Below are 17,414 nucleotides of genomic sequence, written 5' to 3' on the forward strand. Positions count from 1 at the left end.
CGGCGAGACCGCGCGAGACGGCGGGGTGGAACGGCGCGGCGGGAGCAGCGCGAGGGGTCAGCGGGCGCGGCGGCCCAGGCGGTCGATGTCCATGATCACCACGGAGCGGGGCTCGAGGCGGATCCAGCCGCGGGAGGCGAAGTCGGCGAGCGCCTTGTTGACCGTCTCGCGGGAGGCGCCGACCAGCTGGGCGAGCTCCTCCTGGGTGAGGTCGTGGTGCACGTGGACGCCGTCGTCGGCGGTGCGGCCGAAGCGGTCGGCGAGGTCGAGCAGCGCCTTGGCGACCCGGCCGGGCACGTCGGAGAAGACCAGGTCGGAGACCACGTCGTTGGACTTGCGCAGCCGCCCGGCGAGCTGGGAGAGGAGGCTGCGGGCCACCATCGGACGGCCGTCGAGCCACTTGAGCAGGTCGTCGTGGGAGAGGGAGGCGAACCCGGCGTCGGTGACCGCGGTGACGGTGGCCGAGCGCGGGCCCGGGTCGAAGAGGGAGAGCTCGCCGAACATCTGCCCGGGGCCCATCACGGCGAGCAGGTTCTCGCGGCCGTCGGCGGCCGAGCGGCCGAGCTTCACCTTGCCCTCGACCACGATGTAGAGCCGGTCGCCGGAGTCGCCCTCGTGGAAGAGGACCTCGCCGCGGCGCAGCCTGGTCTCGGCCATCGAGTTGCGCAGGGCGCTCGCCGCCTCGTCGTCGAGGCTGCTGAAGAGCGGTGCCTGACGCAGCACATCGTTGTCCACGAGAAATCCTCCGGATGGTTTGCGGCCCGCCCTGCAGCAGTGCGCTGGACAGGTGTCTACGGCGATCCTAGCCGTGGTAGGGGTCACAGTGGGAGAACCGGGTCGACCAAGACCCCGGCACGCTCCCGCCCGGTCGTCGCCGGAAGCGGGGCTGTCGGCGGCTCCCCGTACCCTGGGCGCGTGCCCGTCGCCCCACCCGACCGTCCTGACACCGCCTTGGTCCGCCGTGCCCGCAAGGTCCACCGGGTGCTCGCCGAGACCTATCCCGACGCCCACTGCGAGCTCGACTTCGACGACGCCTTCCAGCTGCTGGTGGTGACGGTGCTGAGCGCCCAGACCACCGATCGTCGCGTCAACGCGGTGCGCCCCACCCTCTTCGCGGCCTACCCCGACCCCAAGGCGATGGCCGCCGCCCCGCGGGAGGACCTGGAGCGGATCGTCGGGCCGCTGGGCTTCTTCCGGGCCAAGACCGAGGCGCTGCTCAAGCTCAGCGCGGCGATCGTCGAGCGGTACGACGGAGAGGTGCCGGGCCGCCTCGACGACCTGGTCACCCTGCCCGGCGTCGGTCGCAAGACCGCCTTCGTGGTGCTCGGCAACGCCTTCGGCGTCCCCGGCATCACCGTCGACACCCACTTCGGACGCCTTGCCCGGCGCTTCGGGTGGACCACCGAGACCGACCCGGTCAAGGTCGAGCACGCGGTTGCGGCGCTCTTCCCCAAGAAGGACTGGACGATGCTCTCCCACCGGGTGATCTGGCACGGTCGCCGGCGCTGCCACGCCAAGAAGCCGGCGTGCGGTGCCTGCCCGGTGGCCAAGCTCTGCCCGTCGTACGGCGAGGGCCCGACCGACCCGATCGTGGCGGCCGCCCTGGTCAAGACGCAGGGCCCGGCATGAGCCGCGCGCTGCGTCGCGGGCGCGCGCTCCCCGCCCTGCTGCTCACCCTCGGGCTGCTCGCCGGCTGCAGCGGCGACGACGCGGAGCAGGCCGCGGGCCAGCAGGCCAACGCGCTGCCCGCCCCGCTGCCCGCCGTCGAGCTGGCCGCCTTCGACGGCGGGGAGCCGCTCGAGCTGGCGACCCTGGAGGGCCCGGCCGTGGTCAACCTCTGGGCCTCGTGGTGCGGCCCGTGCCGGGAGGAGATGCCGATCCTGCAGGAGTTCTCCGAGAAGTACGCCGGCCGGGTGGACGTGGTCGGCGTCGACTTCCAGGACCCGCAGGCACAGAAGGCGCGTGACCTCGTCGAGGAGACCGGGGTGACCTACCCGCTGTACACCGACCTCGACGGCGACCTCGACCGCGCGGCGCCCTTCCCGCACCTGCGCGGCCTCCCCTTCCTCGCCTTCGTCGACGCCGAGGGGCAGGTCGTGGCGCAGCAGTTCGTCGAGATCAGGGATCTCGAGCACCTCGAGGAGCTCGTCGAGACCCACCTGGGGGTGGCGTGACCGAGACCCCCGACCCCGGTCGCTTCCCCGAGTGGCTGCGCCCCGTCGTCGAGCGCTGCCACGAGGTGACCGCCGACCACCTGACCCGGTTCGTCGTGCCGCCCGGCGGCGACCCCCGTCGTGGTGCGGTGCTGATGGTCTTCGCCGAGTCGGCCGACGGCGAACCCGAGGTGCTGCTCACCGAGCGGGCCCACCACATGCGCAGCCAGCCCGGCCAGGTCTCCTTCCCCGGTGGGCACATCGACCCGGGGGAGACGGTGGTGGAGGCGGCGCTGCGCGAGGCCTGGGAGGAGATCGGGCTCGCGCCCGCGGAGGTGGAGGTCTTCGGCGAGCTGCCGGAGCTGTGGCTGCCGCCGGCCAACTTCGCCGTCACCCCGGTGCTGGGCTACTGGCGCGACCGCGGCGAGGTGAGCGTGGTGAGCCCCGACGAGGTGCACGCCATCCACCACGAGCGGATCTCCGAGCTGCTCGACCCGGCCCACCGGATCAGCGTCCGCCACCCGTCGGGCTGGGTCGGCCCCGGCTTCCTCATCGGCGACGACAAGGAGCTCATCCTGTGGGGGTTCACCGCCGGGATCATCTCCCGGCTCTTCGAGTTCCTCGGGTGGGGCACGGAGTGGGACAGGTCCCAGATGCGCGAACTTCCGGCACGCATGCTGCAAGGTGAGCAGGCGCGGGCCGACCTCGCGCCCAACACCAACCTGCGGGAGTAGTCGCGTGAACGTCCTGGACTGGGTGCTCGTGGTCATCGCCGCCACCTACGCCCTCTCCGGCTACTGGCAGGGCTTCATCACCGGAGCCAGCGCCACGGCCGGCCTCCTGGTCGGCGGGCTGATCGGGGTCTGGCTGGCCCCGCTGGCGCTGGGGGACGCCGCCCCCTCGCTGTGGGTCTCGCTGGGCGCGCTCTTCATCGTGATCGTCAGTGCCTCCCTCGGGCAGGCGCTCATGCAGTACGTCGGCGCCCGGATCCGCGACGTCCTCACCTGGCAGCCCGTCCGCGCGCTGGACGCGGTGGGTGGCGCGGCGCTGAGCGCCGCGGCCGTGCTGATCGTGGCCTGGGCGCTGGGCGTCGCCATCTCCGGCTCGAGGATCGGCGGGGTCACCCCGCTGGTGCGCGGCTCCACGGTGCTGGCCAAGGTCGATACGGTCCTGCCCGACGGCGCCGACCGGCTGCTCCAGGCCTTCAACAACGTGGTCGGCACGACGTTCTTCCCGCGCTACCTCGAGCCGTTCGCCCCGGAGCGGATCGTCGACGTCGAGGCCGGCGACCTGCGGATGCTGGAGGACCCGGACGTGGTCGCCGCCGCCCCCGCGGTGCTCAAGGTCTATGGCAGCAACGCCTGCGGGCGCGGCATCGAGGGGACCGGCTTCCACTACGCGCCGGGCCGGCTGATGACCAACGCCCACGTGGTCGCCGCCGTCGACGAGCCCGAGGTGGTGCTGCCGGGCGGTCCGGTGCCGGCGGAGGTCGTTCACTACGACCCGGACCTCGACGTCGCGGTGCTGGCCTTCGCCGCCGACGGGCTACCCACCCTGGGCTTCAGCACCGAGATCGCGGCCAAGGCGCCGGTCGCCGTCCTCGGCTACCCGCAGGACGGGCCGTACGACGTCCAGACGGGACGGGTCCGCGCCGAGCAGCGGCTCCGTTCGCCCGACATCTACGGCGAGGGGGCGGTGATCCGGCAGGTGCTGTCGCTGCGGGCCCTGGTGCGTCCCGGCAACTCCGGAGGCCCGGTCGTGGACTCCGACGGCCGGGTCGTCGCGGTGGTCTTCGCCGCCTCGGTCTCCGACGAGGAGACCGGCTACGCGCTCACCTCGGCGCAGGTCGCGGAGAGCGCGACCCTGGGGGTGCGCAGCAGCGACGCCGTGGAGACCGGCGACTGCGCGGGGTGAGCCCGGCGCCGTCGCGGTCCGTCGCGGTCAGCCGCGCTTGAGGATGTCCTTGGTCGCCTGAGCCTGGTGGATGGCCCGCTCCGGTGCCCGCACCGAGCGCACCTTGCGGTAGCCCACGAACGCGAGCAGACCCGCGACGAGCAGGTAGAGCACGGTCACGATCAGGAAGGCCCAGTGCAGGGCCAGACCGCTGCCGCCCCAGTGGATGAAGTAGACCAGCGTCCACGAGAGCATGATGACCGCCAGCAGACCGATGAAGGCGGCGCCGGCGAAGAGCCCGAGCCCGGTGCCGCCCGCCTTGAAGCTGACCTTCAGCTCGGACTTGGCGAGCTGGATCTCCTTGTTGATGAGCGTGGAGATGTCCCGGCTCGCGTCGCTGATCAGTCGGCCGATGGTGGGATCGGTGTCGTTGACCGGTTCGGTTGCCATGGCGCGACACTACACAACCCGTGCGGCGGGCCACAGACCCGTTGCTAGGGTGGGCGACGGAGTGCCGGGAAGTCTGGTCGGCCCGTCGCGAGACCGAGCGGCGGCTTGCTGATTCAACGACCCTGGAAGGCCCTTCGTGAGCTCGAAGAACCCGTCTGACGACCGCCGCCGCCTCGCCGACGATGACGTCTGGCAGTCAGGCCCCGTCTACTCCCAGAGCGACCGGACGCTGGCCCGGCTGGTCGCCCGCCCCCTGCGGGAGTTCCTCCGCGTCGAGGCGGCGGGCTCGATCCTGCTGCTGATCGCCACGGTGGCGGCCCTGGTGTGGGCCAACTCGCCGGCGGCGTCGTCGTACGACGCGTTCTGGCACACCACGATCAGCCTGGACCTGGGGGTCGTCGAGCTCTCCGAGAGCCTCCAGCACTGGGTCAACGACGCCCTGATGGTGATCTTCTTCTTCGTCGTCGGGCTGGAGATCAAGTACGAGCTGGTCAACGGGGACCTGCGCGACCCCAAGACCGCCGCGCTGCCGATCGTGGCGGCGTTCGGCGGCATGCTCGTCCCGGCGCTGATCTACGTCGCGGTGGTCGGGGGCGGTGACGGCTCCTCCGGCTGGGGGATCCCGATGGCCACCGACATCGCCTTCGCGGTCGGGGTGCTCGGGGTGCTGGGGCGCCGCATCCCCTCGGCGGCCCGCCTCTTCCTGCTGACGCTGGCCATCGTCGACGACATCGGCGCGATCATCGTGATCGCCGTCTTCTACACCGCCGACCTGGCGCTGGAGTGGCTGGCGCTCGCCGGCGTCCTCCTGCTGCTGATGGTCCTGATGCGGGTCCTGAAGATCTGGGCCATCTGGGCCTACGCCGTGGTCGGGGTGCTGCTCTGGTTCGCGATGCTCGAGTCGGGCGTCCACGCCACCCTGGCCGGCGTCGCCATCGGCCTGATCACGCCGGCCGTCGCGCTGCTCAAGGAGGACGTCTCCCGCACCTATGCCCAGCAGGCCCTGGCCGACCACCGGCTCGACTCCGAGGAGCTGGTTCACCTGCGCTTCCTGCTCGACGAGTCGGTCCCGGTCGTCGAGCGCCTGCAGACGACGCTCCACCCGCTCTCGGCCTACTTCGTGCTGCCGGTCTTCGCCCTCGCCAACGCCGGGGTCAACCTCGGCGGCGGCGTGCTGGGGGAGGCGGTCGAGTCGAGCGTCGCCCAGGGCATCGCCGCCGGCCTGGTGCTCGGCAAGCCGCTGGGCATCGTCCTCTTCAGCTTCGTCGCGGTGAAGATCGGCCTGGGCCGGCTCCCGGACCGCACCACCTGGCCGATGGTGGCCGGGCTGGGCCTCGTGGCGGGGATCGGGTTCACCGTCAGTCTCTTCATCGCCGGCCTCTCCTTCCCCGGCGCCCAGCTCCTCACCGAGGAGGCCAAGGTCGGCATCCTGGGCGCCTCGGTGCTGGCCGCGGTCATCGGGGTGATCGTGCTGCTGACCGTCTCGCCCAAGGAGGCGGAGCCCGAGCTGGAACCGGAGGACGACGGCCCGGCTCCCGCCCTGTCGCCCACCGGCTCCGACTGAGGGCGGGAGCCGCCGCCTACTCCTCGGTGGCGGCGGCGCCCGACTCCTTCTGCTTGATCAGGTCCATCACGGTGGAGTCGGCGAGCGTGGTGACGTCGCCGACCTCCCGGTTCTCCGCGACGTCCTTGAGCAGCCGGCGCATGATCTTGCCCGAGCGGGTCTTCGGCAGCTCCGGCACGATCATGATCTGCCGCGGCTTGGCGATCGCGCCGATCTCCTTGGCCACGTGGTTGCGCAGCTCCTGGACGATGTCGGCGCCGCCGTCGCCCGCCGCGTCGCGCAGGATCACGAAGGCGCAGACCGCCTGGCCGGTGGTGTCGTCGGCGGCACCGACCACCGCCGCCTCCGCGACCTTGGGGTGGGAGACCAGGGCCGACTCGATCTCGGTGGTGGAGAGGCGGTGGCCCGACACGTTCATCACGTCGTCGACCCGGCCGAGCAGCCAGATGTCGCCGTCCTCGTCCCGCTTGGCGCCGTCGCCGGCGAAGTAGAGGCCCGGCCAGCGCGACCAGTAGGTGTCCTTGAACCGCTGGTCATCGCCCCAGATGGTGCGCAGCATCGCCGGCCACGGCTCCTTGAGCACCAGGTAGCCGCCCGAGCCGTTGGGCACCGACCGCGCCTCGTCGTCGACCACGTCGGCGACGATCCCCGGCAGCGGCGTCATCGCCGAGCCGGGCTTGCCGGCGGTGACGCCGGGCAGCGGGGAGATGAGGATCTGGCCGGTCTCGGTCTGCCACCAGGTGTCCACGATGGGTGCCTGGTCGGCCCCGATGTGCTTGCGGTACCACATGTAGGCCTCGGGGTTGATCGACTCACCGACCGACCCGAGGAGCCGGATCGAGGAGAGGTCGAACTTCGCCGGGATGTCGTCGCCCTGCTTCATGAACGTCCGGATCGCGGTGGGGGCGGTGTAGAAGATGGTGACGCCGTACTTCTCCACGATCTCCCACCAGCGGCCCTTGTGCGGGGAGTCGGGGGTGCCCTCGTACATCACCTGGGTGGCGCCGTTGGCGAGCGGCCCGTAGACGAGGTAGGAGTGGCCCGTCACCCAGCCCACGTCGGCGGTGCACCAGTAGACGTCGGTCTCCGGCTTGAGGTCGAAGACCGCCTGGTGGGTCCACGAGGTGCCGACGAGGTAGCCGCCGGTGGTGTGCAGGATCCCCTTGGGCTTGCCGGTGGTGCCGGAGGTGTACATGACGTAGAGCGGGTGCTCGGAGTCGTGCAGCTCGGCGGTGTGCTCGGGGGAGGCGGCGTCCACCACGTCGTGCCACCAGACGTCGCGCTCGTCGTCCCACGCGACGTCCTGTCCGGTACGCCGGACCACCAGGACCTTCTCCACGCTCTGCCCGTTCTCGGCAGCCTTGACGCAGGCCTCGTCGACGGCCGGCTTGAGGGCGGAGGCGCTGCCGCGCCGGTAGCCGCCGTCGGCGGTGATGATCACCTTCGCGTCGCAGTCGGTGACGCGCGAGGCCAGGGCGTCGGCGGAGAAGCCGCCGAAGACCACCGTGTGCGGGGCGCCGAGGCGGGCGCAGGCCAGCATCGCGACCACGGTCTCGGGGATCATCGGCATGTAGATCGCGACCCGGTCGCCCTTGCGCACCCCGAGCTCGGTGAGCGCGTTGGCGGCACGGCAGACCTCGTCCTTGAGCTGGGCGTAGGTGAGGTCGCGGTGGTCGTCGGCGGGCTCGCCCACCCAGTGCAGGGCGACCTTGTCCCCGCGACCGGCGTCGACGTGCCGGTCGACGCAGTTGACCGCGGCGTTGATCGTCGCCCCGGTGAACCACTTGGCGAAGGGGGGATTGCTCCAGTCGAGCACCTGGTCCCAGCCCCGGCCCCAGTCGAGTCGCCCCGCCGCGGCGGCCCAGAAGCCCTCCCGGTCCTCGGCGGCGCGCTCGTAGGCCGCGGCGGTCACGTTGGCGTGGGCGGCCAGCTCCGCGGGCGGCTCGAAGCGGCGGTTCTCGTGCAGCAGGTTCGACAGGGTCTCGTCAGCCATGGGGAGTGGGCTCCTGGGTCGCGTGGCGGATCGGTGTGATCGGGGTCTCGCTGGAGATGGAATCTACCCACGCGGCCCCCGGGACGTCATGGGGGAGGTGCGCCGGGGCGCCCCCCTCCCATGACGTCCGCGGGAACTGCGTGGAGGTGGTCGCTCAGTGCACCACCGCCCGCTCCGCCCCGGCGCCGGTCAGCGCCCGCACCTCCAGCTCGGTGTAGCGCTCGGCCGCGTCCGGCTCCTTGGAGGTGATCGACCCGACGAAGCCGAGCAGGAAGCCCAGCGGGATCGAGACGATGCCCGGGTTCTGCAGCGGGAACCAGGCGAAGTCGGCGTTCGGGAAGAGCGCCGTCTCGCTGCCCGAGAAGACCGGCGAGAAGATCACCAGGCCGACGGCCGAGACGAGACCGCCGTAGATGCTCCACACGGCCCCGCGGGTGTTGAAGCCGCGCCAGAACATGTTGTAGAGGATCGCCGGCAGGTTGGCGGAGGCGGCCACCGCGAAGGCCAGTGCCACCAGGAACGCGATGTTGAGCGACTGCGCCGGGATGGCCAGCAGGATCGCCACCAGGCCGATCACCCCCGCCGCGATGCGCGACACCTTCATCTCCTCGGCCTCCGTGGCCTGCCCCTTCTTGAAGACCGGGTTCCACACGTCGTGGGCCACCGACATCGAGGAGGTCAGGGTCAGCCCGGCCACCACGGCCAGGATGGTCGCGAAGGCGACCGCCGCGATCAGGGCGAGCAGGATGGCCCCGCCCACGGTCCCGACCCCGCCGCCGACCACCTCGGCGAGCCGCGGCGCGGCGAGGTTGCCCGCCGCGTCGAAGTCGTCGGGGTCGATCAGGGCCGCGGCGCCGAAGCCGAGGACCAGGGTGAAGAGGTAGAAGGTGCCGATCAGCGCGATCGCCCACAGCACCGACTTGCGGGCATCCCGCGAGGTCGGCGTGGTGTAGAAGCGGATCAGGATGTGCGGCAGGCCTGCGGTGCCCAGGACCAGGGCGAGACCGAGCGAGAGGAAGTCGATCTTGCTGGTCGGGTCCGCCCCGTAGCGCAGTCCCGGCTCCAGGAACGCCTGGCCGGCACCGTTGTTGCTGGCGGCGGCACCGAGCAGCTCGGAGAGGTTGAAGTCGAACTTCATCAGCACCAGGACCACGATCAGCGCCGAGCCGGTCATCAGCAGGACGGCCTTGACGATCTGCACCCAGGTGGTGCCCTTCATCCCGCCGACGGTGACGTAGAAGATCATCAGGGCGCCGACCACGAAGATGGTGAAGTTCTTCACCCAGCCGCCCTCCACGCCGAGCAGCAGGGCGACCAGCGCGCCCGCGCCGACCATCTGGGCGAGCAGGTAGAAGATCGAGACGGCCACCGTGCTCACCGCGGCGGCGGTGCGCACCGGGCGCTGCCGCATCCGGTAGGCCAGCTGGTCGGCCATCGTGTAGCGGCCGGAGTTGCGCAGCACCTCGGCGACCAGCAGCAGGGCCACCAGCCAGGCCACCAGGAAGCCGATGGAGTAGAGGAAGCCGTCGTATCCGTAGAGCGCGATGGCCCCGGAGATGCCGAGGAAGGAGGCGGCCGACATGTAGTCGCCGCCGATCGCCAGGCCGTTCTGGAAGCCGGAGAAGCCACGTCCCCCGGCGTAGTAGTCGGCCGCGCCCGAGGTCTGGCGGCTCGCCCAGAAGGTGATGGCCACGGTGAGCGCGACGACCGCGAGGAAGAGCCCCGCGGTGAGGATCTGGTTGCCGTCCATCAGGCGTCCCCTCCCTGGCCGAGACCGTCGTGACCGGGACCGTCGTACCCCGGACGCGGGCTGCCGGTGATGCCCCGGCCCGCCCGGTCGGCGTCGAACGCCTCGTTGAGCTGGCGGGCCAGCGGGTCGAGGTGCTTGTTGGAGTACTGGCTGTAGAGGTAGGCGATGCCGAAGGTGGTGACGAACTGCAGCAGCCCGAAGACCAGCGCCACGTTGATGTTGCCGAAGAGCACGTGGTTCATGAAGCCGGGTGCGAACATCGACATCACCACGTAGAGCGCGTACCACCCCATGAAGACGGCGGTCGCCGGGATGATGAACCTGCGGTAGAGGTGGCGCAGCCGCGCGAACTCGGGTTGCTCGGACAGATGGTCGTAGATCGGGTCGTGGCGCGCGGCCTGGTCGTGAGGACTCACGGGACTCCCTCCGTAGGAGACCGCCGGGCGGCGATCCCTCCCACCGTGGCGCAGGTCACACTTGTCCCGCGAGAGGGGCACCGCAGGACGTCGCCCAACGGGAGGCAGCCGTCGCCGAACGGTCGGTGCGGCGCGACGAACGGTCAGCCGCGGTCCAGGGGGAGGCTCTCGGGCGTGTGGAGCCGCACCATGAAGCGTCGCGCGTCGACCCGCGAGCGCCGCCGGGTGGCGAGGCTGCCCAGGACCATGGTGGCGAAGGCGGCCGGCACGCTCCACGCCGCCGGCTGGCCGAGCAGCACGGTGCGCCACCCCTCGGTCGCGGTGGTCAGCAGGGTCCAGCCGACGGCGAACCCCGAGCCGAGGCCCCCGACGAGGAGACCGGCCACCGCGCCGGGCGCGGTCAGGCCCCGCCACCAGATGCCCAGCACCAGCAACGGGCAGAAGGTCGAGGCCGCGACCGCGAAGGCGAGTCCGACCACCCGGGCCACCCCGACGTCCATCGAGGCCAGCGCCAGCACCCCGGGGACGACGACCGCGAGCACCGCGCCGACCCGGAAGGCGGCCACCCCGGAGAGCCGCCGCTCCCCGAACCGCCGGCCGGTGACGTCCTGGCCCAGCACGCCCGCCACCGCGATGGTGAGCCCGGAGGCGGTGGAGAGGAACGCCGCGAAGGCGCCTGCGGTGAGCAGCCCGGTGAGCACGTCGCCGCCGACGCCCGGCAGCATCAGCCGCGGCAGCTCGAGCACCAGGGTGTCGGTGGCGCCGGAGTCGGCCAGCTCCGCGGCGTACACCCGGCCGAGCGCGCCGTAGATCGGCGGCAGCAGGTAGAAGAGGCCCAGCAGCCCGAGGACCACCAGCGTCGTGCGGCGGGCCGCCCGCCCGTCAGGGTTGGTGTAGAAGCGGACCACCACGTGCGGCAGCCCCATGGTGCCCAGGAAGGTGGCGACGATCAGCGAGTAGGTGACGTAGAGCCCCTGCGCCCCGCCGTCGCCCAAGGGGATCGACCAGACCCCCGGGCCGCCGGGAGGACCGGCGTCGGCCGGGTTGGCGGCGCCGTCCCCGATCCAGACCACCAGCAGGACCGCCGCCGGCACCAGCAGCGCGGTCAGCTTGAACCAGTACTGGAACGCCTGGACGAAGGTGATCGAGCGCATCCCGCCGGAGGTGACGTTGGCGAGCACCACCAGGCTCACCACCAGGGTGCCCACCCACGGAGGCGCCCCCACCGCCTGGCGCAGCACCAGGCCGGCCCCTTGGAACTGCGGCAGCAGGTAGAGCCAGCCGATCGCGACCACCAGCACCGAGCAGACCGCCCGGGCGCTGCGCGAGCGCAGGCGCGCCTCCGCGAAGTCGGGGAGCGTGTAGGCGCCGGAGCGGCGCAGCGGGGCGGCCACCAGCACCAGCAGGACCAGGTAGCCGGCGGTCCAGCCGACGGGATACCAGAGCATGTCGGCGCCGAAGGTGAGGACCAGCCCGGCGACACCCAGGAAGGAGGCGGCGGAGAGGTACTCCCCACCGATCGCGGAGGCGTTGAGCCCGGGGCGCACGGTGCGTGAGGCGACCATGAAGTCGCTGGTGGTCCGGGAGAAGCGCAACCCCCAGGTGCCGATCGCCAAGGTGGTCGCGGCGACCAGCACCACCCCGACGAGCGCGGCCCAGGAGTCGATCACCCGCCCGTCACGGCCCGTCCACCCGCCCCTCCTCCTCGTCGGGCATGGCCGCGGCGACCAGCTCGGCGAAGGCGCGCTCGTTGGCCTCTGCCCGGCGTACGTGCCACCAGCCCAGGAGCAGCAGCCACGGGTAGACCAGCACGCCCAGCAGGAGCCACGGGACGGGCGTCCCGAGCACCCGCACCTGCGCGAGGTGGGGGAGGAGGTGGAAGACGAGGGGCAGGGAGCCGACGCTCACCGCCAGCACGGTGAGGGTGACCAGTGCGAGCCGGCGCTGCTCGCCGACCAGGCTGCCCATCAGGATCGCCCCGATCCGGGTGCCGGCGTCGATGTCGTCGGTGCCGGGCCGGCGGGTGGTGCCGTGGTGACGGGGAGGGCCGGTGACCCGGACCCGCTCGACGGGCTGGTTCACGACCCGGCCCGTCGCACCAGCCGGTCCCGCAGCTGCCGGGTGTGCCGGCGGCTGACGGCCAGCTCGTGGGCTCCGACCACCACCGAGCAGCGGCCCCCGTCGGTCCGCAGCTCGTCGATGTGGGCCAGCGAGACCAGCAGGGAGCGGTGGATGCGGACGAAGCCGGCCTCGGACCACTCTGTCTCCAGCGCGGAGAGCGGGGTGCGCACGAGGTGGGAGTCGCTGGCGGTGTGCAGCCGCGCGTAGTCGCCCTGGGCCTCCACGTGGGTGATCTCGCTGCGCGCCACGAAGCGCGTCACCCCGCCGCGCTCCACCGCGATCTGCTCGTCCCCGCCGTGGCCCGACGCCGGGGCGCCGGCGGTGGCCGTCCGGTGCTCCACCACCCGGCGCAGCGCCTCGGCCAGGCGCTCCTCGCGCACCGGCTTCAGCACGTAGTCGACCGCCCGCAGCTCGAAGGCGTCGACGGCGTGCTGGTCGTGGGCGGTGACGAAGACGACCGGTGGCGGCACCCTGAACCGGGCGAGCACCTGCGCCATCTCCAGCCCGGTGAGGCCGGGCATCGAGATGTCGAGGAGGACCACGTCGGTCTCCCACCCGCGCAGCAGCCGCAGGGCCTCGGTGGCCGAGTCGCAGGAGCGCACCTCCGCGACCCGGGGGTCTCGGGCCAGCAGCCAGGCGAGCTCGTCCAGGGTGGGACGCTCGTCGTCGACGACCAGCACCCGCAGCCCCGGGTCGGGCGGCCGGTTCACGGGTGCACCCCGGGCGCGAACTTCGGCACCCGCACGATGACTTTGGTGCCGGCGCCGGGCGCGGTCTCGACCACCAGGCCGTACTCCTCGCCGAAGGCGTTCCGCAGCCGCGCGTCCACGTTGCCGAGGCCGACCGAGTCGGTGGTCTCGTCGCCGGCCAGCGCCCGGCGCACCCGCTCGGGATCCTCGCCCACGCCGTTGTCCTCGACCTCGATCAGGCACTCGTGGTCGAGGTCGCGCGCCACGATGCGCAACCGGCCCACCCCGTCGAGGGCGCCGAGCCCGTGCCGGACCGCGTTCTCGGCCAGCGGCTGGATGCACAGGAACGGGACCGTCACCGGGAGCACCTCGGGTGCCACCTGGAGGGTCACCTGCAGCCGGTCGCCGAACCGGGCCTGCTCCAGGATCAGGTAGCGCTCGATGGAGCGCAGCTCCTCCGCCAGCGTGGTGAACTCGCCGTGGGAGCGGAACGAGTAGCGGGTGAAGTCGGCGAACTCCAGCAGCAGCTCGCGCGCCCGGTCGGGGTCGGTGCGCACGAAGCTGGCGATCGCCCCCAGCGAGTTGTAGATGAAGTGAGGGCTGATCTGGGCCCGGAGCGCGCGCACCTCCGCCGCCATCGCGCGGGTGCGCTGGGCGTCGAGCTCGGCGAGCTCCAGCTGTCCGCTGACCCACTGGGCGACCTCGTGGGTGGCCAGCACCAGCCCGGCCGCCGGCTGCGGTGCGAAGGCCATCAGGATCCCGACCAGCCGGTCCTCCACGACCAGGGGCGTGGCGATGGCGTGCCGCACCGGGCAGGTCGGGTCGTCGCACGGCAGGTCCGAGGCGTCGGCGGTGCGGGTGTCGCCGTGCTCGAGCGCGGGCCCGATGAGCTGAGCCACCTGGCCGGCGTGGTGGACACCGTCCCCGTCCCAGGCGAGCAGGCCGACGGTGTCGGTGAGCGCCACGGCCGGGGAGCCCAGCAGGGCCCGCAGGTGGCGCACGGCCAGCGCCGCGCTCGCCTCCGTCAGTCCCTCGCGCAGGGCGGGGGAGGCGAGCGCGGCGGTGTGCAGGGTGTGGAAGGTGGCGCGGTCGGCCTCGGTGCTCAGCGGCGTACGACGCAGGAACCGGGGCCAGGCGCTCATGTGACGCAGGTTACTTGTTCAGCGCCTCTCGCAGCTCTTCCGCTTCTCGGCCTGGCACAGGTCGCGCCCCTCGCCCCCGTTGGCCCGGTCCTTGCCGGGGCCGCCGTAGAGCTTGTCGCGGCCCTCGCCGCCCGTCAGCCGGTCGCGACCCGGGCCGCCGAGCAGCTTGGAGCGCTGGCGGCAGGAGAAGGCGTCGCTCTCCAGCCGCTTGAGCACGTCGGCGCCGCCCAGGCCGTAGGCGCGGACGGTGCAGCCGCCGACGCTGAGTCGGTTGCCCTGGCCGTCGCCCTTCGCGGTCGCGTTCCTGGCCCAGACGGTGGCGTCGGTGAAGCCGGTGACGCTGGCCGCCACGGCGCCGCGCTTCTTCCCGCCGCGCCACAGGCGGGCCGCGCTGAGATCCACGGTCAGCCGCTCACCGGGGGAGGAGACCGCGATCTCGTCGCGCCCGTCGCCGCCGTCGTAGGTGCTGCCCGCGGGGGCCTGCGGGGCGACCGTCAGGTGGTCGTTGCCCGCGCCCATGGTGACGGTCGTCGCGCCCACCGGGCCACCCGTCGGGTCGGCGTAGGCCAGCCGCTCGTTGCTGGGGCTGCCGCGGAAGATGAAGCGGCCCGCGGTGGGGATCACGTCGAACTGCTCGAAGGCCACCCAGGTGTGCTGGCGCTCCCTGTTCCGGTTGGCGATCCCCTTGTTGTTGTCGATGTACCACGCCGCCTTGCCGGAGAAGTCGAGGTCGAGGGTGTCGCTGTTGCTGCCGCCCGAGATCGAGCCGCCCTGCCCCCTCGTCACCCCGCGCAGCACCAGACGGTCGTTGCCCTCGCCGAGGTCGACGGTGTCGGCATTGGGCTCGCCGGGCGCCCCCGACGACACGACGTCGTCGCCGCCGCCGGTCAGGATCGTGTCGGCGTCCACGTCGGGGACCAGCCCCTCGCCGTGCGTGCCGACGGTGTCGGGGCCCTCGCCGCCGTAGAACTGGTCGGCTCCGGCTCCCAGCCAGACGCTGGCGGCCACGCCTCCCGCGCTGATGGTGTCGACCACGTCGGCGCCGGTGGCGGTGTCGACGTACGGCGTGCCGCCGGTGACGCAGACGATGTCGTCGCCGCCCAGGGTGCTCACCGCCGTGGCGCCGTTGGTGACCACCACGTCGTTGCCCGGGGTGCCGGTCAGCGGGACGCCCGGCGTGCCCAGGATCGTCGTCACCGCTCCGCGGCAGGTCTCGGCCGAGTAGGCGGGCGAGCCGGTGGCGACCGCGACGCCGCCCGCGGCCAGGCAGGCCGTGGTCAGGCCCGCGAGCAGGCGGTGGCTGGGCTTCTGGCGTGCGTGCATGTGGTCTCCCCCTGGGTGCCCGAGTCGGTCTGCGGCGAGCATGCCCCGGCTGGGGAGGGGGGAAACCTCTTCTCAGCGGAAGTCGATGAGGAGCATGTCGGTGTCGGTGCCGTCGGAGCGGAAGATCTCCAGGCTGCGGGCCCGGCGCACGTCGTCCGGATCGCTCGCCTCCTCGGGGGCGGCGCTGCCCGGCTCGCCGGCGCCCTCCCCGGTGGTCCCGCCTGCCGGCGACCCGGCGGCGGAGTGCGCCACGACCTCGGAGCCGTCATCGAAGAGGCCGGGCTGGTGCACCACCTGGGTGCGCAGGCAGCGGACCAGGTAGGGCAGCTGCATGCCGTCCATGCCGCGTCCGTACTCGGCGTAGAGGTCGAGGACGTCGTCGACGCGCTCCTCCTGCCGCTCCGGGGGGAGGGAGGCGACGTGGGGGCGGGAGAGGACGAGGTCGCGCACCGACTCGGCGTTGACGTCCTGCCAGGACTTGAAGGTCCTCTCCTCGACGAAGCTGAAGAGCGGGGAACGGACGAGCACCTCCTGCAAGGGCTCGCGCTCCTCCGGCGGACCGTCCAGCAGCCGGCCGAGGCGACGGACCCACGGGATCCGGGAGTCCGGCTCGTTCCACACCACGGCCAGGTGGCCACCGGGGCGCAGCGTCCGGGCGATCGTCTCGAGCGCCGTCCGGGTGTCGAAGAGGTGGAAGGAGGCGGCGCAGACGACCACGTCGACCGAGCGGTCCGGGACGCACGACTCCTCGGCCCGGGCGGTGCTCACCCGGACACCGGGGAGGTTCTCCACCAGCGTCTCGAGCATCGCCGGCTCGGCGTCGGTGGCGTGCACGTCGTGGCCGGCGGCCACCAGGTGGCGGGTCAGCTGACCGGTGCCGGCGCCGAGCTCGAGCACGCTCCTGGCCTGACCGGCGACCAGCCAGTCGGCCGCCTCCCGGGGGTATCCGGGGCACCCCCGGTCGTAGAGTCGCGCCGCCGCTCGGGCAGAACGGTCTCGGTCCGGGGGTTGCTCGCTGGTCATTGTCCCCAGGCTACTAGCGTGGCCCGCGTGAGCAGGGACCCCTTGGCGTGGTTGGCGGCGCTCGAGGGCGTCTCCTCAGCACTCGCAGCCACCCGTGACGGCATCGACGTGATGCTCCGCGACCGTGGGCTGCGGCGGACCTCCCCGGAGATGACGGGGGAGTCGCTGATGCGCGGCGCCCACGCGTCGGCGGTGCTGGAGGGCTCCGCCTCGGAGCTCTCCGAGCTCGCGGAGGGTGGCGGCGACCAGGTCGCCCAGGACGCGCTGCGTCTCTCCGCGGTCCTGCTCTCGAGCGCGCCACTGCTCAAGACCGCGCCGCTGCAGGCGCTGGCCCGGCTGCACGCGGTGGCCGCGGCCACCTCGCTGCCCGAGGACCAGCTCGGTCGTCCGCGGGACGCGGCGTCGGCCGAGCGGCTGCGTGGCGTCGCCGAGCTGCTGCTCTCCCGCACCGAGGCGCCCGCGCTGCTGGTGGCGGCCGTCGCGCACGCCGAGATCGCGACCGGGGCGCCGTTCGGCTCCCACAACGGCATCGTGGCCCGCGCGGTGGAGCGCCTGGTGCTCGTCTCCCGCGGCGTGGACGCCAAGTCGCTGGTGGTGCCCGAGGCTGGGCACCTGGCGCTGAGGCCCCAGTACGAGTCGAACCTGCGCGGCTACCGGGACGGCGGCGAGCGTGGGGCGCACGCCTGGGCGCTCTACGCGGCCGAGGCGTTCGCGGCCGGTGCGGAGGCGAGCCCGCTGCGGCGGGCGAGCGGCTGACGGAGCGAGCGGGGCGGCAACGGGTGTCGGCGCCCGGGCGTGCGAGCGGCACCCGGGCCGCGTGGGACTGGGTGCCGCCGCTGACACGTGATCCTGGCTACCAAGCGTGCATCGGTATGTGGTCCGCGGGCGTGCCGCTGA

General features: G+C 72.7%; 17 protein-coding genes. 6 read left to right on the forward strand and 11 right to left on the reverse strand.

What is annotated here, in order from left to right:
* Positions 1–57: 57 nt before the first annotated feature.
* Entirely contained in the window at positions 58–735 is a 678-nt protein-coding gene (locus tag AC3X7R_RS11465) for a Crp/Fnr family transcriptional regulator (RefSeq protein WP_489965777.1), read from the reverse strand.
* 180 nt (positions 736–915) lie between these two features.
* Here AC3X7R_RS11465 and nth point away from each other — a divergent pair, with 180 nt between their 5' ends.
* The 4 genes from nth to AC3X7R_RS11485 are packed head-to-tail and all read left to right on the forward strand — an operon-like array spanning position 916 to position 4,067.
* Positions 916–1,629 (forward strand): endonuclease III, encoded by a 714-nt coding sequence (gene nth / locus AC3X7R_RS11470; RefSeq protein ID WP_489965778.1) that lies wholly within the window; start codon positions 916–918, stop codon positions 1,627–1,629.
* Complete coding sequence (locus tag AC3X7R_RS11475; RefSeq protein ID WP_489965779.1) at positions 1,626–2,174, forward strand: TlpA family protein disulfide reductase; 549 nt, start codon at positions 1,626–1,628, stop codon at positions 2,172–2,174. The genes nth and AC3X7R_RS11475 overlap by 4 nt, the downstream gene beginning before the upstream one ends.
* Positions 2,171–2,887: an NUDIX hydrolase gene (locus AC3X7R_RS11480; RefSeq protein WP_489965780.1), complete on the forward strand. Its 717-nt coding sequence runs from the start codon at positions 2,171–2,173 to the stop codon at positions 2,885–2,887. The genes AC3X7R_RS11475 and AC3X7R_RS11480 overlap by 4 nt, the downstream gene beginning before the upstream one ends.
* Before the next feature lie 4 nt (positions 2,888–2,891).
* Positions 2,892–4,067, forward strand: coding sequence for a MarP family serine protease (locus tag AC3X7R_RS11485; RefSeq protein ID WP_489965781.1), 1,176 nt, complete (start codon positions 2,892–2,894; stop codon positions 4,065–4,067).
* A 27-nt stretch (positions 4,068–4,094) separates the two neighbouring features.
* Here the strand turns inward: AC3X7R_RS11485 and AC3X7R_RS11490 are convergent, their stop codons facing one another.
* Positions 4,095–4,496, reverse strand: a complete 402-nt coding sequence (locus tag AC3X7R_RS11490) for a phage holin family protein (protein ID WP_489965782.1) — start codon at positions 4,494–4,496, stop codon at positions 4,095–4,097.
* A gap of 136 nt (positions 4,497–4,632) precedes the next feature.
* On the opposite strand from AC3X7R_RS11490, the gene nhaA reads away from it, so the two are divergent.
* Positions 4,633–6,060 (forward strand): Na+/H+ antiporter NhaA, encoded by a 1,428-nt coding sequence (gene nhaA, locus AC3X7R_RS11495; RefSeq protein WP_489965783.1) that lies wholly within the window; start codon positions 4,633–4,635, stop codon positions 6,058–6,060.
* 16 nt (positions 6,061–6,076) lie between these two features.
* Here the strand turns inward: nhaA and acs are convergent, their stop codons facing one another.
* The 9 genes from acs to AC3X7R_RS11540 form a co-directional block, all read right to left on the reverse strand.
* Positions 6,077–8,053 (reverse strand): acetate--CoA ligase, encoded by a 1,977-nt coding sequence (acs, locus tag AC3X7R_RS11500; RefSeq protein WP_489965784.1) that lies wholly within the window; start codon positions 8,051–8,053, stop codon positions 6,077–6,079.
* Between the two features lie 154 nt (positions 8,054–8,207).
* Complete coding sequence (locus tag AC3X7R_RS11505) at positions 8,208–9,803, reverse strand: solute symporter family protein (protein ID WP_489965785.1); 1,596 nt, start codon at positions 9,801–9,803, stop codon at positions 8,208–8,210.
* Positions 9,803–10,219, reverse strand: coding sequence for a DUF485 domain-containing protein (locus tag AC3X7R_RS11510; RefSeq protein WP_489965786.1), 417 nt, complete (start codon positions 10,217–10,219; stop codon positions 9,803–9,805). The genes AC3X7R_RS11505 and AC3X7R_RS11510 overlap by 1 nt, the downstream gene beginning before the upstream one ends.
* Positions 10,220–10,362: 143 nt before the next feature.
* Positions 10,363–11,889 carry a sodium/solute symporter gene (locus AC3X7R_RS11515; protein WP_489965787.1) on the reverse strand — a complete coding sequence of 509 codons (1,527 nt, stop codon included), beginning with the start codon at positions 11,887–11,889 and terminating at the stop codon, positions 10,363–10,365.
* Between the two features lie 7 nt (positions 11,890–11,896).
* Complete coding sequence (locus AC3X7R_RS11520; protein ID WP_489965788.1) at positions 11,897–12,301, reverse strand: hypothetical protein; 405 nt, start codon at positions 12,299–12,301, stop codon at positions 11,897–11,899.
* Positions 12,298–13,050, reverse strand: a complete 753-nt coding sequence (locus AC3X7R_RS11525) for a LytR/AlgR family response regulator transcription factor (protein WP_489965789.1) — start codon at positions 13,048–13,050, stop codon at positions 12,298–12,300. The genes AC3X7R_RS11520 and AC3X7R_RS11525 overlap by 4 nt, the downstream gene beginning before the upstream one ends.
* Positions 13,047–14,171 (reverse strand): histidine kinase, encoded by a 1,125-nt coding sequence (locus AC3X7R_RS11530; protein WP_489965790.1) that lies wholly within the window; start codon positions 14,169–14,171, stop codon positions 13,047–13,049. The genes AC3X7R_RS11525 and AC3X7R_RS11530 overlap by 4 nt, the downstream gene beginning before the upstream one ends.
* An 18-nt stretch (positions 14,172–14,189) precedes the next feature.
* Positions 14,190–15,494, reverse strand: coding sequence for a hypothetical protein (locus AC3X7R_RS11535; RefSeq protein ID WP_489965791.1), 1,305 nt, complete (start codon positions 15,492–15,494; stop codon positions 14,190–14,192).
* Positions 15,495–15,566: 72 nt separating this feature from the next.
* A complete protein-coding gene (locus AC3X7R_RS11540) occupies positions 15,567–16,517 on the reverse strand; it encodes a class I SAM-dependent methyltransferase (RefSeq protein WP_489965792.1) in 951 nt (316 codons plus the stop codon).
* A 27-nt stretch (positions 16,518–16,544) separates the two neighbouring features.
* On the opposite strand from AC3X7R_RS11540, the gene AC3X7R_RS11545 reads away from it, so the two are divergent.
* Positions 16,545–17,273, forward strand: coding sequence for a Fic family protein (locus AC3X7R_RS11545; protein ID WP_489965793.1), 729 nt, complete (start codon positions 16,545–16,547; stop codon positions 17,271–17,273).
* Positions 17,274–17,414: the final 141 nt, after the last annotated feature.

Source organism: Nocardioides sp. Z22_16 (genome assembly GCF_058134365.1).

Bases quoted from the DNA above. Each gene is read 5' to 3' on its own strand.
- AC3X7R_RS11475 (WP_489965779.1), top strand. From the start codon at position 1,626: ATGAGCCGCGCGCTGCGTCGCGGGCGCGCGCTCCCCGCCCTGCTGCTC.
- AC3X7R_RS11490 (WP_489965782.1), bottom strand. From the start codon at position 4,496: ATGGCAACCGAACCGGTCAACGACACCGATCCCACCATCGGCCGACTG.
- acs (WP_489965784.1), bottom strand. From the start codon at position 8,053: ATGGCTGACGAGACCCTGTCGAACCTGCTGCACGAGAACCGCCGCTTC.
- AC3X7R_RS11505 (WP_489965785.1), bottom strand. From the start codon at position 9,803: ATGGACGGCAACCAGATCCTCACCGCGGGGCTCTTCCTCGCGGTCGTC.
- AC3X7R_RS11530 (WP_489965790.1), bottom strand. From the start codon at position 14,171: ATGAGCGCCTGGCCCCGGTTCCTGCGTCGTACGCCGCTGAGCACCGAG.
- AC3X7R_RS11535 (WP_489965791.1), bottom strand. From the start codon at position 15,494: ATGCACGCACGCCAGAAGCCCAGCCACCGCCTGCTCGCGGGCCTGACC.
- AC3X7R_RS11540 (WP_489965792.1), bottom strand. From the start codon at position 16,517: ATGACCAGCGAGCAACCCCCGGACCGAGACCGTTCTGCCCGAGCGGCG.